The organism is Candidatus Acidianus copahuensis (assembly GCF_000632495.1).
GTDB lineage: Archaea > Thermoproteota > Thermoprotei_A > Sulfolobales > Sulfolobaceae > Acidianus > Acidianus copahuensis.
The window spans coordinates 23,033-37,655 of sequence record NZ_JFZT01000014.1 but is presented as its reverse complement, the minus strand read 5'-3'; the positions used below and the strand labels follow the sequence as shown (position 1 = coordinate 37,655).

Here is a 14,623-nt window from a genome sequence, read left to right as displayed (position 1 = left end):
GGATAGTCGCTGTGTACCAGAATATCCACGATGATCTTGTTGATTGGGCTAGAAAAGAAGCTATCAGGGTTATAAACTACGCTAAACGGTTAGGTAAGGACACAATTATACTAGAGGATCTAAACGGACTGAACGAGAGACAGCCTGATCTGAAGAAGTCTTGGAGGGAGAGGTTCCAGTACATGGCTTACCGTACTCTTCAGTTTTGGATATCTTGGGAAGGGTTTAAGCACGGTATAGCTGTGGTTACTGTACCACCACACTATACTTCTACTCATTGCCCTTACGACGGTGAAGAAATGGTTGAGGTTGGACACAGACTCTTTAAGTGTAAGAAGTGTGGTTTTCAAGCTGATAGGGATTCTATTGCAGTTTTAAACTTATTGCGTAGGGGGATTTCTGGCGACCCCAACAGCCACCACAATGAGGGGTCTGTGAGACCCCAGAGTGGTGGAACCGATGAACCGCATCTGAAGAGAACCATCGCCCTTTAGGGCGGTGAGGACGTCAGTTTCTCGCATCTTACTACGATCTACATTTAATATCATATTTTGAACTCGCGGTTATAACGCTAGGAATCTCCTTGATTGGTTTCCTATTAATATATTTTAGATTGAGGATACTAAAGAGGTGACGTATGATATCATTTTCTCTCGGAATTTAAGAAATAAATACTGTTAAGCATACTGATTTAAAGGAATTTTACATACTTCGTTAACCCATGTATTTCAACGTATCTTATTACACTTACTAATACAAGTAATCATATAACGCCGTTATGAGCAGTTTCACTAAAACCGTGACATTTATATACAATTATTGACAACTATTGATTTGTGCTAAAGCCAAAAGAAGTATGCGAAAGACTAGGGATTTCTTATAGGACATTACAGAGGTATATAGACCAAGGTCTCATACAACCGATAAGACTACCAAAAGGACAGATGAGGTTTAGAGAAGAGGACGTTGAGAGATTAGTAGGGATGATAAGAAAGAGAGAAGTAATATTATACGCTAGAGTATCATCAGAAACACAAAAAGACGACCTCAAAAACCAGATTGAAGCGCTAAAGAAGAAAACAGAAGAACTAGGAGTAAGAGAGTACATAATATTAACTGATGTAGATTCAGGGTTAAACATGAAGAGAAAAAACTTCATGAAGCTACTAAAAATGATACTGAATAATGAAGTATCAAAAGTTGTGATAATGTACAAGGACAGACTAGTAAGATTTGGGAACGAAATAATAGAAGAGGTCTGTAAAACACATGGATGTGAACTCTTAGTGCTAGAGGATGAGGACAAGACCCCAGAACAAGAGTTAATAGAAGACCTAATATCAATAATGGTCTCTTTCTCAGGTAAGCTTTACGGAATGAGGAGTCATAAATACGAAAAGGTGAAGAAGTGTGCAGATGAGATTGCCAATAGTTAAGAGTGATAACAAGACTACAATATTCGAGTTACCAAAAAGGGAAATTATCAGAGCATACAAACTACCATTAAAGGATGAAAGACTCAAACCATTCATAGACTTCTACCTAACACTGGTAAGAAAAGCATTACAAGAGATATGGGAAAACACAAGAATAGAAAAATTAAACAAAAATGGAAAGAAGAGAGTACGTGTAAAGATAACCATCCCAAAAGACAAGGAGTTCAAGAAAAAGCTGAGGGACAAACTTGAAGAAATAAACAATAAGTACGCCTCACACTGGGTTGATAGTGCTATAAGGACAGCATATTCCATCATGAAGATCTGGAGGAAGAGGGCAATAAAAGGAAAAGCCAAAATAAGAATGCCTAGGATAACAAGAAGGTTTGTTAGGGTTAAATCAACACTAATGAGGGTTGATGGTGAAAAGATAAGGATAACGCTAGTGGCAAACAAGGAGTACTTACACGTTGACTTCTCAAAATCTTGGTTTTACAAGAAGGACATGAAAGTTAGCGAACCAATACTCAAGGAGGACAGCGTGATACTGGTGTTTAAAAAGGATTTACCGTTGACAACACCACTCTACGCTATTGGTCTTGACACAAACCTTTACACACTTGATGGGGTAACAGTTGACGGTAAGGAGGTTCACGAAAGCATTAAGGATATATTCACACTTAAGGTGAGTATGAGTAATAAGAAGGCTAAGATACAGTCCCTCTCATCTAAGAAGCAGAAGAACATGAAGAAAGTCAAGGAGAAGTATTCCCATAGAGAGAAGAACAAGGTCAAGGATCTCGTGTATAAGAAGGTTCACGAGTTTCTGAATGACCATAGAAATTCAATAATAGCGATCGAGAGGCTTAACAAGGTTAAAATGTTTAATGATGTTAGCAGGTCTCTATCTAGGAAGATCTCTAGGACTTCTTGGCGTTTGTTTCACACTGTGTTGAAAGAGAAAGCGGGAGAATATAACTCTTTTGTTATCGAAGTAGACCCATACCTCACTTCTAAATCTTGCTCCAGATGTGGGTGGGTAGACCCGAATTTAGGAGCAAGTAAAGTTTTCATATGTAGGTGTGGGTTGAGGATTGATAGGCAGATAAATGCGGGTATAAATATCCTCCTAAGGATGTGCGGGTTTCCCCACATCCCTGGGGTCTTTGATAAGGTCTTCAGGATTATGGGTGGGGTTATCCCGCTAAGGGGGCGGATCGTGATGATGAGCTTCGGCTCAGAACGTGATGAAGCCCAAGGGTTTTACGGACATGACAATAAATGTCCGTAAAGCTCAAACCCCTTTAACAAGTAGAGGATCTATTGCTTTCAAAAAAGTGAAATTATGGACTGTTACGAAAGTATCAAAAAAATAGCTATAATTACCAGAAGCTGCTACAACATAATATCCGTAAAACCCCTTTGGGCTATATGGCAAAATATAGTACTCTCCCAATAGAGATTGTGGAAATGATTGATCTGGCTTACCATCAGTTTTGTTTATTATGAAATATTGTACAGCTGGAGAAGAGATATTGACTACTTGACTATAAGGTTTAAAATATTTCATATACTCTGGTGGAACTAACTTAGAGGTAGAATTAAGGTAAGACTGTGGGAAAGAAACTTGAATCAAAACCTTGTTATGCCCTAAAAGGGTAACATTTACAGACATATTAATAATTGATTGATGATATCCAAGATAACCGACTTTAACGTGATTTGTCAGCGTGCAGATCACAGAATAAACAAATTGTGATCCTTTTTCTAATGAATTATGAGTAAAGTGGATGTACGCAGAAAAATAATATACTCCTACTGGCAAAAAAGATACTAACACCCCAAAAACAATAAGAAAAATTGCAATAACCAATTTTAAATTCATTAGAAATCGACTATGGATAGAAAAGTCCTACAATTAAGGATAATCACAATTTCGCTTAATGCACATTTTAATAATTCCCTTCTCATAGACTTCATAAATCCCATCATCCTCAACATGATTTCACTCCTTAAATCCATATGTGATCATCCTTCTAAAATAAATGATGAAAGTTTGGTCTACAAATCTTGAGTTATAATATGGACAAAACTTTGTTATTTCTAGTACTACGACTTATCTAATTTATCTACCATTTTCTTTATTTCTTGTAGTTCTTTTAATCCTTTTTCAGTGAGCTTACACTTCCTCTTATGCCCCTCCGAAAAGAAAACAGCTTTCCTACAAGATATTAGTCCTTCCTTACTCATCTGCTCGAGGTGGTGATAAAGACCACCTTTAGTGATGTCAGTCTTTTCCTTAATGATGTCATATAGTTCTGAGAAGCCTATTTCGCCGTAGACGTATAATATGACGAGCACAAAGATCTTTACCTTCATCGAGTTATTGCTAGTCATTAGAGGTCACCTAAAAGTGCAAGTAAAACTATTATTACGTATAGCAAGATCTTGATTTTTCTGTCAGTTACATACTTATAGAATCTTATTAGGAAAAATATTATAATTAATAACGCTATTAACTCAGCTAATACCTCAGCTATCAACTGATATATTGGAAAAATAGCTGGTGTTATAATTAACTTGAATATAAGAAGAATAACTGACACGATAGATAAAGTCATAAATCTCCTATAGTCACGGTCTGAGCTGACGTTTTTTCCAAGAAAATCCCACAGTCTCTTATAATAGAGATTATATTTCCTTATTATGTAACCGAATAACGTGACTAATACCAAATTAGAATAAAACGAGATAACAGGTACCCTAATTACCATAGTCTGAAGTATTGAATTAATTACAAAAGCAACTGAAATCATCGAAAGGTACAAGTATAAGCGGTGATTAAGTCTAGCTTTGACAACCTCAATAACCTCACTCAGATCTTCCATAAATTCATGAATATCAAAAGTTTTTATTAATTTTGATCGTGAATCTCTTCAAAGGATTCTGTATTTAATTTATACAGATGCACGACATCCTAATTCATAAGCCATTTTCAAAGCGGTAAAGTTCAAGTTATTATCAAGACTAAGAATATCTTATAACATTAATTTTGAAATGCAAATATATAGTTACTGTATGTTATTAACCTAGATCAAAATGTCTTAATATTTAACAACTTAAAGATATTAGTATATTTCTAAATATAAATTTCCAGTTCTTTAATTAAGTTTGGGATCAAAACTTTCGTCTCATTTAATAACATAGTACTAATGAGATAATGTGGGGTGATATAATGCCAGTAACAGACGCCAAAGGGTATCTTGAATGTTGTGCGGACCGTGAATGTTGTTTTACGAGTTTAAGCGAAGCAATATGTATAGCTGTAGCAGCTGCTACGAGTGCATCTTCTGGTAACACTGAAATAGAGGGATGAAAGATCTTGATGACGCAATTAAAATGGCTGAATAACACATCAGAAGAAAGGAAGAGATTTAGAAATAAAGTTCATATAATTTACTTGGGGAGAGATAAATGAAAAAAGAAATCTTTCGCATTCGCCTTTTCCAACTCTTTTGGGCTATCATATATAGGAGTTTCAAGAGGACTTTTACGTCATACACTGTACTAATCATATATTTTATTCAGCCCTTTTTCTGGTTGTTCACCTTAGGAATATCCTTTAATAGGATTTTAACCCCATCAGTCCTTCACTCCTCATTCTTAACCTATCTTGGGACTGGGCTAGTAGTGCTCTTTAGCTTAAACCTACCCATATTCAACTCTTTCACATCTTTAATTGACTTTAATTCAAGCATTATTAAATTTTTTAGGTTAACTGGGTATAACTTAGAGGCATATTACGTTTTGTCCAACGTTTTAATATATACTGCAATTTCTGTTATTAATTTTGCAACCATAATATCGATAAGCAGTATTTTAGGTGATGAAGGACTGCTCTTCAGCTTATCTAGCATTCTTGGAACATTTATTTTAATTTTAATTATTACAACTATTTCGTATTGTCTAGGAATAATTATCTATTCAAAGATAAATGTTGCTAGTGGGGCTTCCTATTTAATTTCCCTCATTATAACTGTGTTGATGGTTTTTTCTGGGATATATTACCCTATCCAGTACCTACCTGAATATGAGAGGATTATCGTTTTTATTTCACCTTACTCTCAAGCAATTAGCCTAGCTAGATATTACCTTATAGGATACAAAGCTTCAGAGCTAGACTCGCTCTGGTTCTACTCTTTTAATCCACAAACCCAGGTGGTCTTGTCATTTTTATACATAATACCTATAGCAACAGTCTTGTTCCTTTATTCGATAAAGGTATTAAGGAAAAGTAAGTCCATGATGGAGGGTATATACAGATGATACAATGCTCTCACGTATCAAAATCGTATGACCTAAAGGGTGTTAAAGTACCCTTCCTAAAGGACTTACCCGTTACTTCCTCAAAAATTGAAGTATTAAGAGACGTGACCTTTTCTATATCTGAAAAAGTTAATTGTGTTGTTGGTCCTAACGGGAGCGGGAAGACTACACTAATAAAGATTTTGTCTGGACAAGAGGAGGCTGACAGTGGAGAGGTTTTAATAAATGGTTACTCGTTATTGAAAGAGAGGGACAAAGCAGTAAAGTCTATGTCAGTCCTCATGGATAGGGAGTTCCTTGACTCCTTTTCTACTGTAAAAGAAAACGTTGATTTTGCGTTAAAAGTTACTGGGGCCGATAAGAGTTACACTTTAGAACTGATTAAGCTTCTCGGTCTGGAAAAGTACTTAAACTTTAAGGTGCCTTACCTCAGTAAAGGGAACACAAGGAAACTGTCGCTTTTGTTAGCATTAATGTTAAAAAGGCCCGTCTTGTTATTAGATGAACCTACGAACGGGATAGACTTTCAGACTAGGCGAGTTATATGGGATATACTATCAAAATTTGGAAGATCATCAACAGTGCTAATGACCACGCACCAAGTTGACGATATAGAAAGTGTCTGTGAAAGGATATTCCTGCTAGTTGGAGGGACAGTAAGGGAAGTAGATAAAGAGACTTTCAACGCTATTATGAACAATTTTGTGGTCATCTCTAAAGGAAACGAGAAGTCCTTAGTTAGAAAGGAAGACATCCAGGCATATTTGAAGGATGATGTAGAGGTTAGGAAACCGACGCTAGCTGATGTAATACTCTATATAGAAAATAGTACAAATGAGACCAATAGCTAAGACCTCTCTTTTCTTTATCTCCAGTTTAAAGTAGTTACATCGACTAATAGCATAAATTACTAACTAGTAGTCGTGTATACCTAATTATTATGTAAGACTTTGATAACATTACAGAAATAATTGATAAAAGTCTTTTGAGAGGGAAATATATCTATCATGTTTGTGCCAATGGAGGAAATAGAATTCTAAGCTTCAAAGCTTACTATATATTAAAAGTGGTAAAATAATGCCATTTTGTCTATATCGTAACTTAAGTTTGTAATCCAAACCTTTATCATCTAATTTAACTTTTATCATCTAATTTAAAGGATAGCTAAAACTTAATATTGAAGAAATATGATACCAACTTTAGTAATTCTTGGTATACTCATTTTAATCGTAGTCCTTATTATATCGAAGTTTTATCTTAGATCTAATATTTTTCTTAAGTTAGTATTGGCGCTAGCTGTTATCGTTGTGTCTCTCTTAGTGTTTAATATTTCATCCCCCATTTTACTAGGTATCGTCATAGTAATAATACTAGGTACCATAATGAATCTTACGAAGGGGCGAGAACCATGATAGCTCTCAAAGACGTTTATGCTGGCTATAACAAGAATAACGTAGTGTTAAAAGGAGTGAGTTTTGAGATGGATAAACCATCTATCTATATCTTATTAGGTAAGAACGGGGCTGGTAAGACTACGACTTTGAGGGTGATTGCGGGAATCCTCCTTCCAATTAAGGGAGAGATAATAAGGAAAGGGTCAATAGGTTACCTTTCCCATTCCTTAGCCTTACCACAAGATATGAGAGTGAAGAAAGCCCTTCTCTTCATAGCTAGACTAATTAAATCTTCCCCAGAAACCGTGGAGAAGGTCATTGACATACTAAAGTTAAGGGACTTGGAAAATAAGAGGGTTGTGGACTTATCTCAAGGTCAGAAGAAAAAGGTGTCTCTAGCTAAACTCTTCCTTAAAGACTTTGACATATACTTAGTTGACGAGCCCACCGCAAACCTCGACCCTCCTACCGCCTCAGAGATTAGGGAGATGATTGTTAAGTTAAGCAAGGATAAGATCGTAATTTACACGACCCATAACCTTTATGAGGCTAAGGATATCGGTAATTACGTTATTTTGTTAGATAACGGAAAAGTGTCAGTATTCTCGGAAGTTGGTAAATTAAAGGCTGAAAAATATGTCGTTGGAATTAAGGCATCGGCTGACCTCTCGAGGCTATTAGATGGCTATTACAGAGGTGAGTACTATGTGGTTACATTAAAGGATCCATCAGAGGTAAACAGCATTTTGAAAGATCTAATCTCTAAGGGTATTTCAATTTACGAGATTAAGGAGATGAGTAATCCCCTTGAGGATCTATTGAGGTGATTTTATGTATTTGGATCTAGTGAAAAGGATGTTTAAGCGTAGCATTGGGACATCATTATATCTATTTATACTGGCAGTATCTCTCTTTGGGCTTAGTTTATACGACATTGTGAAATTAGGCAATGCAGTTATTCTTCCTTCAAATTCATATATTTTCGCCTTGACGATTGATGACCCTGTTGCCCTTGCAATGGCCCTTTCTACTCTCGCTGTTTCACTCTTTATAGATGATAGGAACTCTGGGCTTTTAGAGTACATACTGGCTAGTGGATATACGAAAGAGAAGACTATAACAAATTACGTTATAACTATGATAATACCTTCAGTAATCTTAGAAGGAGCTGAATCTCTCGTTCTCGCGTTACTGATTAATAATATAACTTACTTCCCTCTTATGTTAGTAAATTCTCTAGGACTAACTTGGTTAACCTTCTCTCTTACCTCGTATATAAACTATCTTCAGAGAACTCCTACATCTTCAAGGATAACTTTGGGAAGCTACATAGGTCTTACACTGCTTCTCTTCTATATCTTTGTGTTGCCTCATTTCATGAAGTCAGCAGATTTAATAATTACAGTATTGGGACTATCGATGTTCATTTCATCAGTATTCTTTATAGTATTTATAACGAGATATATGAAGCCAGAGAAGTTATTGCCACCTTAAATAGCCTGAGACCCTAAGTTAAACCACGTCTTTTTTCATGTTCCGTGTATATCTCATCAGTCTCCTCAATCCACTTTCTTGTCTTGCAGAAAATGGATGCCAGGTAAGGAAATAGACATAAACTTTTACGTCAAAATATCTCTTAACTTTTTTGCCTCCCATCTAAAGCCTCCTCTAGGGTTTCATCAACCTCTACCCTTTCCAAGTCAACTTTAAACCCCTATTTCTTTATCAAGTCACCCTTGTTTAAGGGTTTTATAACGACCTTATTATCCTTTATAACTAGCTTAACTACATTACTTATGTTTGACTTCTCCCTAACGTCTTTCGGTATAACTATCCTACCCTTTTTATCAATCCTAACTATGTATTTTATAAGTACGACCTAACTTTCCTCTAATATAAACTTGATCTTGAGTGTTATGTGTGCTGTCCTCTTAGTCAATTAACGTGGTTCATTAAGATTTTTACCCATATGTTACAACACCTTCGGCACGCAAGGTAAACTACGAAGAACCGTTTTAGCGTATATTTTTTATACGTCGCAACTACTCTAGAATAGTTGAAGTCGTTGCTTCCAATAAAAACTTGTTAACCATCGGTCTGCGCGTAATTTAGATTTGTAGAACCAATGCCCAATCACATTGAATTACCTTTTAATTTGTTCGATAACTTGTTAAGAAAATTTAATAAGACTAGAACTTACTCGTCATTTAACGAAATAAGGAGTAGCTTAAATGAACTAGGTCATGAAACTATCTAGTTCTAGGATAGTAAAATGTTCGAAACGGTTTAGGATTTTTTATGATGAACCCCGCATTGATGCTGTGCACTACAAAACGGTGATATCTAGAAGACTCTGTGCTTATGATCCCTAGTTAGAGGTAACTGTTAAAGGTGTGAGTGAGGAGAGAGTCCCTAAAATATGAAACACATTAAATGAACTAAAGTCTAAAGACAAACTGCTTAGAGTTTTATCAAGGTTAGTAACTCTAATCCCGCCAAAGTTGTTATTATGTATACTGAACCACACCCTAATATAGCCCTACCAAGTTTACCCTCAGAGGATGAAATTAGGACTGCCACAGTACCACCAACCAAGTTTATAATAATACCCTCAATAATCCCGTGGAAGAGGGAGAAGAATGGTGCGATTACGTAATAAGCCATTATCGATATCCTAGATAGGTATTCTTTAATACCCAAACTCCCTGTGTATTCAAAGTGTCGTCAAGATAATATAAACTCTGGCACCAACCCTTTCTCATGTAAGAGCATTATAATTGAATTGTATAACATCTCAACACTCCTATTAACAGCCTTAGTACTCCTCTTGAGCCTAACCAAGTGATCCCTGAATGAAGAGTGGAGGGACTCGTTAGGACTCACGTAGTGAACAACAGTATGATTACACAAGTGGAAATAAACATTATAATCATCAGTAACCCAACGCTTAGTCCTTGGCAACTTCTCCTTAAGCCTCTTGAAAATATCCATACTCCTATCACCAACCTCAACAACAACATACATACCAAGCCCAGTGAAAACAATAGCAGTCCAAATTAAAGTAGAAAACTAAGTGATTCCTCTTTAAGTAAGTCCACATCTCATCAACAAAAATAGCAAAAACAACATCCCTAGCTACAAACCACTATGCCATATAGAGGTAAAATCTTGATAAACCATGTTGATTACGCTAAATTAGTAATCATGACAAGACGACATACTTACGTTTTTCATAGTTTAATGAAATTTTATAGTTTTAACAATTTTTTATATTATACTTTCAGTATTTTTATTCTATTTATACAAATATAATATATTAATTATTATATTTCGCTTATATTATTTTATTTAATAAAAATTTAATATAATAATATAAAAATTATTTTATTCAAAATTTTTATTATTGTGATTTTCAGTTTAAAGCTGAAGATAGGATACAGACGAGATTCGCAGATAGTTTCAAGATAAATTTTCTCTAGATACTAACATTACAGTGAACAGGATAATGGACAATAACCCCAGAAAAGGGATAACGAGTGTATAAACAAAGTTTAAACTCACTATGCTACTTAATTTGCTTAATGATGCCACGATTATGGATGAACCTATAGTGCTAATTCCTAATACAATCGACAATAAAGTGGCTCTTATCTCAGATGGGATAAGTAGGTTTCTCCAATAGGTCAATGAAGGAGTGAGTACACCCCATGAGAGTTCAAAAAATATCATACTAAGTACTATAATATAGAGAGTATTAAATAAGGCAACTATAAGGAAAGACGTTGTTATCACGGCTAAGGAGGCCAGCATAATGCTAGAGTGGTTTTTCGTCACAAGTCTAGATAAGGCACTACCTAGTAGTAATGAAGCAATTAACAAAATGTAAACGTAGCCCAAAAAGTCATTAGGAAGTCCTTTCTTCACTAAGATAATAGGCCAGACGAATATAAAGAAGTTAAAAATAGAAAATATTAGTAAGTAACCTAACGTGTAAAATAAGATACGCTGATCTTTCTTTAGCAGAAATAGGCCATAATATAAGGATTGAGAGAGCCTCTCTGACCCATAATTTTCGTAAAAACCAGGAAGGAAAGAGAGAATGACCCCTATTACCAAAGCGATGACACTCGCTATGAGAGGAAGCCAAGACTGTACTGTGAGAGGAGTAAACCAATAAAGCCAGCTAATATGGCAGCAATGGACGTTAAGATCCTAGCATTGCTGAAAAGTTTTTTAGTATCTTCAAGCTTTCCAGCTTTTTTGTACTCATCTACTATCCACGCCTCGAAAGAGTTCAATAAGGGGCTTCCTATCCCCAGAAGGAGAAAAGCAACGGTAAGGATCCGCAAATTATGACTGAAAAATAGTATAAAGAATATTCCGAGAGCGGTAACTGTGAGACCTAGCCTCCCTCCCCTTAATCTACCATATTCATCCGAAATTGTGCCTGCTATAAACGCGAATATTCCAGACGAAAATAAGGATACTGCCTTCATTAAGCCTATGAATCCCACAGAAAGTCCAGATTGATAAAGGAAGACAGGGTAATAAGGACCTAATAGATGGATTGAGAGACTAATAATAAAGGCGATAAAAAAGAAGTATTTACTTTGATCACGTTGCATTATTGCTTACCAAATACTCCTCTGGAAATAGGTTTATCTCATATAATTTTTGACATAGAGGATTTGGAGCAGAAAGGTCATTATACACAGCGTATGCCATTGCCCTGCAATGACCCCTGCAAGATTCTCTAGATATACATCTTCCACAAACTCCTTTTAGATTTTCTACAGCTGTCTTTTCTCTTATTATCCTTAAGATCTCAGAATTTTCCCACACATTCTTTAGATCACCTTTAATTTTTCTAATGTTCCCAATTACGAATTGTGTTAATCCATCACATGGATAAATAGTACCATCTGGTCCGATATCTATTCTATTTAACCCTAGGAAGCAACCATATTGTAGAAATCTAAACATTTGAGAATAAATATACTCTCTCTTTAAAAACACAGGAGGCAGATCTACAGTTATAACTAATCTATCTTTAAACTCCAATGCTAATTCTGAAATCTGTTCACCAGCTTTCTTTAGTTCTTCTACACTTGGAAATAGGTTAATTGCTGATCTTCCTCTACCTAGTCCAGTTATTATAGGGAAACGTAATTCTTGAACGTCTAAGTCTAAAGCTAAATTTACCATTTCTTTTACATATTTAACATTTTCTTTCCATAATACAGATGATATTACAGTTTTTATATTGTTTTTCCTTAGTAAACGCATGAATGATATAGTTTTACTAAAAGTTCCTTTACCTCTTATTTTTTCGTGGATTGTCTCGTTAGGCCCATCAACGCTGACGTTTACGTGAAGATTATTAATTCTCTTTAACCTTTCAATTATTTCATCAGAATAAATAGTACCGTTTGTATTAATGCGTATTATAAGCCCCTTGGAAGAGGCATATTCAAGTATACCTAAAGTTTCCTTTCTCTTTAGAAAGGGTTCTCCTCCAGTTATAGTTAAATATAAGAGTCCATTATCTACTAGTTCATCTATAATAGACTTTAGTTCATCTGGTGAAAATTCATTTTGTCTCGCTTTTCCAGCATCTATGTAACAATGAGGGCAATTTAAATTGCAACCTAGTGTTACATAAACTCTAGATCTTAAAATAGGTAATGTTCCTCCAAACGCTTCCCTTATTTTTTCTTCATTAATTACGAGTTTATTCATTATTAATTACACCTAATACTTCCAAATCAGTTAACTGTTTAATAAAATCGATAATATCTTCCCTGACGGTTTCTTTATCTATACTATATTTAACTGATAAATTAGTTACAATTTTACTAACCGATTCTCCATTAGCTAATTCTTCTAATATAAGCGTCCCTGTCTCATTAGCAACATAACTAGGAAAGATAAACATTAAATTTCTATATTTGTATAAAGGTACCTTTATCTTAATTTTCTTAGTTGTAGAGTCTAAATCTATCTCTGAAATCTTATATTCCATAGATGATATCTCAGACCAATTCCCTTTCATTCCCCAAATAGGTATAATGTCACTGTTCATTGCAGTACATGTTGGTATAATTACAATTCTGGGGGGTACATACTTCCCTAGTCCTTTTATGATTAGGGTTTTGCTTTCTGTTATTTCTCCCATATATGTGTTCACCTTTGCTTTATCATTTATTTAACAGCTTTTTTTAACTTTCATAATACCTTAAAAGTTTTTAATTTTACACTCAAATAACCAGTTTATTCCTATTACAATTAGACCGTGAGATAGGAGGGAGAAGTCCACATAAGGTCTTACGGAGCAATGTCTCGCAGTTAAGACAAATACAATGTCACCTTCTTTAATTCTCTCCTTCACGAAGTTAATCATATGTTGGTTAGGTATAGCTAAATGGCTGTACTTCGTGTAAGCTAACGAGTAGACGGCACTTTTACCTTCCCTATTTATCTTTCTCACGTCTTCCCCTTTAACGTCAATTTTCCAGAGTTCTTTAGCTGATGCCTCAACACATCGGTTGGTGTCAAAGAGTGTGTTATCGTAGTCAACAAGAAGTATTTTCACAATAAAAAATAAAATAATAAAAATATATAAATTCACTGTGCTTGAATAGATTGTTCTAGGTGCTTCAAGTTCTCTTTATAAACATTGTAGAAGTCCTTCATGGATGCCATTAAATTCCATCTGTCTTTTTCGTCCAATAAGCTTTCTAATGTAGGCCCAATGGAACTTGCTACTACTGTGGGTATACTTACATGGATGATTTCGTCCTCAAATTGTCTGGGTATAGCAATGGACATTACCTTGTTTTCGTTTAAGGAGTAAGCTCTAATTATTTCAGAAATAATTGTGCCTGGGCCCCAAGTTGTCCCTCCCATGACCCTAATTATTTCTCCGGGAATCTTCTTAACGTAATCCTCTATTTCAGCCTTGCTTATACCTAAGCTCTCAGAGAAGGGCTTGCCATTCACCGTAACAGTACTCCATAGTACTACAGCGTCTTCTCCGTGCTCTCCTGCCACAAACCCGTTTACTCTATAAACTGGTATCTTCAGCTTCTTCGCAATGTAAGACCTCAATCTCATTGTTTCAACTTGGTCTCCAGTGCTTATTACGAATTCCTTATCGAATAGTCAAATCATAGTTGACGTCAAATATTAAGGCTTCAACAGAACTGTTGCAACTAGACTTACTATAAATAATGAACCCACGCTATGATAACTTTAGACTTATTACATTCAACTGACGCAATAGAAACTGATATTATAGTAGCTATTACGTTTGCTATAACATCTTCTATAAGTCCAAAAAACAATAAGGAGAGCGAAGATAAGGATAGGTAGCTCAGTACTGATGTTCTAGCTAAGTATTCCTTGTATTCCAAATTTCGTTAGGATAATATAGGCTACAAGAGAAAGTGTAATTATTAAAAGTAAATA

General features: G+C 35.3%; 22 protein-coding genes and 1 pseudogene. 8 read left to right on the top strand and 15 right to left on the bottom strand.

Going from position 1 to position 14,623, the window contains the following annotated elements:
- The 3 genes from CM19_RS00780 to CM19_RS00770 form a co-directional block, all read left to right on the top strand.
- Positions 1-494, top strand: a 494-nt coding sequence (locus CM19_RS00780; protein WP_160164850.1) for an IS200/IS605 family accessory protein TnpB-related protein, incomplete at its 5' end; no start/stop codon positions are given.
- A gap of 342 nt (positions 495-836) precedes the next feature.
- Positions 837-1,436 carry an IS607 family transposase gene (locus CM19_RS00775; protein ID WP_048098545.1) on the top strand — a complete coding sequence of 200 codons (600 nt, stop codon included), beginning with the start codon at positions 837-839 and terminating at the stop codon, positions 1,434-1,436.
- Complete coding sequence (locus CM19_RS00770; protein ID WP_048098544.1) at positions 1,417-2,727, top strand: RNA-guided endonuclease InsQ/TnpB family protein; 1,311 nt, start codon at positions 1,417-1,419, stop codon at positions 2,725-2,727. The genes CM19_RS00775 and CM19_RS00770 overlap by 20 nt, the downstream gene beginning before the upstream one ends.
- 3 nt (positions 2,728-2,730) lie before the next feature.
- Here the strand turns inward: CM19_RS00770 and CM19_RS00765 are convergent, their stop codons facing one another.
- The 4 genes from CM19_RS00765 to CM19_RS00755 all read right to left on the bottom strand — a co-directional run bounded on the left by CM19_RS00765 (position 2,731) and on the right by CM19_RS00755 (position 4,324).
- Positions 2,731-3,261 carry a hypothetical protein gene (locus CM19_RS00765; RefSeq protein ID WP_150111337.1) on the bottom strand — a complete coding sequence of 177 codons (531 nt, stop codon included), beginning with the start codon at positions 3,259-3,261 and terminating at the stop codon, positions 2,731-2,733.
- A 59-nt stretch (positions 3,262-3,320) separates the two neighbouring features.
- Complete coding sequence (locus tag CM19_RS13020) at positions 3,321-3,458, bottom strand: hypothetical protein (RefSeq protein WP_160164848.1); 138 nt, start codon at positions 3,456-3,458, stop codon at positions 3,321-3,323.
- 87 nt (positions 3,459-3,545) lie between these two features.
- The gene (locus CM19_RS00760; protein ID WP_048098542.1) at positions 3,546-3,833 is read right to left on the bottom strand and encodes a PadR family transcriptional regulator; all 288 of its coding nucleotides are present in this window, start codon (positions 3,831-3,833) and stop codon (positions 3,546-3,548) included.
- Entirely contained in the window at positions 3,833-4,324 is a 492-nt protein-coding gene (locus CM19_RS00755) for a hypothetical protein (RefSeq protein ID WP_150111336.1), read from the bottom strand. The genes CM19_RS00760 and CM19_RS00755 overlap by 1 nt, the downstream gene beginning before the upstream one ends.
- A 347-nt stretch (positions 4,325-4,671) precedes the next feature.
- Between CM19_RS00755 and CM19_RS13015 the strand changes: the two genes are divergently transcribed.
- The 5 genes from CM19_RS13015 (at position 4,672) to CM19_RS00730 (ending at position 8,650) form a co-directional block, all read left to right on the top strand.
- Positions 4,672-4,812, top strand: coding sequence for a hypothetical protein (locus tag CM19_RS13015; RefSeq protein ID WP_160164847.1), 141 nt, complete (start codon positions 4,672-4,674; stop codon positions 4,810-4,812).
- Positions 4,813-4,910: 98 nt separating this feature from the next.
- Complete coding sequence (locus CM19_RS00750) at positions 4,911-5,762, top strand: ABC transporter permease (protein WP_048098540.1); 852 nt, start codon at positions 4,911-4,913, stop codon at positions 5,760-5,762.
- On the top strand, positions 5,759-6,613 hold the full coding sequence (locus tag CM19_RS00745; protein WP_048098539.1) for an ATP-binding cassette domain-containing protein: 855 nt from the start codon (positions 5,759-5,761) through the stop codon (positions 6,611-6,613). The genes CM19_RS00750 and CM19_RS00745 overlap by 4 nt, the downstream gene beginning before the upstream one ends.
- A gap of 557 nt (positions 6,614-7,170) precedes the next feature.
- Positions 7,171-7,983: an ATP-binding cassette domain-containing protein gene (locus CM19_RS00735; RefSeq protein ID WP_048098537.1), complete on the top strand. Its 813-nt coding sequence runs from the start codon at positions 7,171-7,173 to the stop codon at positions 7,981-7,983.
- Between the two features lie 4 nt (positions 7,984-7,987).
- Complete coding sequence (locus tag CM19_RS00730; protein ID WP_048098536.1) at positions 7,988-8,650, top strand: hypothetical protein; 663 nt, start codon at positions 7,988-7,990, stop codon at positions 8,648-8,650.
- 18 nt (positions 8,651-8,668) lie between these two features.
- On the opposite strand, the gene CM19_RS13175 is transcribed toward CM19_RS00730, so the two are convergent.
- From CM19_RS13175 to CM19_RS12880, 11 genes and pseudogenes are all read right to left on the bottom strand, one after another.
- Entirely contained in the window at positions 8,669-8,812 is a 144-nt protein-coding gene (locus CM19_RS13175) for a hypothetical protein (protein ID WP_200869376.1), read from the bottom strand.
- Between the two features lie 58 nt (positions 8,813-8,870).
- Positions 8,871-9,008: an AbrB/MazE/SpoVT family DNA-binding domain-containing protein gene (locus tag CM19_RS13485; RefSeq protein ID WP_420804698.1), complete on the bottom strand. Its 138-nt coding sequence runs from the start codon at positions 9,006-9,008 to the stop codon at positions 8,871-8,873.
- A gap of 608 nt (positions 9,009-9,616) precedes the next feature.
- Positions 9,617-9,856, bottom strand: a complete 240-nt coding sequence (locus CM19_RS00725; protein WP_150111335.1) for a hypothetical protein — start codon at positions 9,854-9,856, stop codon at positions 9,617-9,619.
- Between the two features lie 24 nt (positions 9,857-9,880).
- Positions 9,881-10,180, bottom strand: a complete 300-nt coding sequence (locus CM19_RS00720) for an IS1 family transposase (RefSeq protein WP_048098534.1) — start codon at positions 10,178-10,180, stop codon at positions 9,881-9,883.
- A 435-nt stretch (positions 10,181-10,615) separates the two neighbouring features.
- Complete coding sequence (locus tag CM19_RS00715; protein ID WP_150111334.1) at positions 10,616-11,080, bottom strand: MFS transporter; 465 nt, start codon at positions 11,078-11,080, stop codon at positions 10,616-10,618.
- A gap of 206 nt (positions 11,081-11,286) precedes the next feature.
- Positions 11,287-11,781, bottom strand: a complete 495-nt coding sequence (locus CM19_RS00710) for an MFS transporter (protein WP_048098532.1) — start codon at positions 11,779-11,781, stop codon at positions 11,287-11,289.
- The gene (locus tag CM19_RS00705; protein ID WP_048098531.1) at positions 11,771-12,895 is read right to left on the bottom strand and encodes a radical SAM/SPASM domain-containing protein; all 1,125 of its coding nucleotides are present in this window, start codon (positions 12,893-12,895) and stop codon (positions 11,771-11,773) included. Before CM19_RS00705 ends, CM19_RS00710 begins: the two co-directional genes overlap by 11 nt.
- A complete protein-coding gene (locus CM19_RS00700) occupies positions 12,888-13,331 on the bottom strand; it encodes a PqqD family protein (protein ID WP_048098530.1) in 444 nt (147 codons plus the stop codon). Before CM19_RS00700 ends, CM19_RS00705 begins: the two co-directional genes overlap by 8 nt.
- A gap of 60 nt (positions 13,332-13,391) precedes the next feature.
- On the bottom strand, positions 13,392-13,748 hold the full coding sequence (locus tag CM19_RS00695; RefSeq protein WP_150111333.1) for a hypothetical protein: 357 nt from the start codon (positions 13,746-13,748) through the stop codon (positions 13,392-13,394).
- 32 nt (positions 13,749-13,780) lie between these two features.
- A pseudogene (locus CM19_RS00690) lies at positions 13,781-14,314 on the bottom strand (Rossmann-fold NAD(P)-binding domain-containing protein); the annotation flags it as partial.
- A gap of 62 nt (positions 14,315-14,376) precedes the next feature.
- Positions 14,377-14,568, bottom strand: a complete 192-nt coding sequence (locus CM19_RS12880; protein WP_150111332.1) for a hypothetical protein — start codon at positions 14,566-14,568, stop codon at positions 14,377-14,379.
- Positions 14,569-14,623 lie beyond the last annotated feature (55 nt).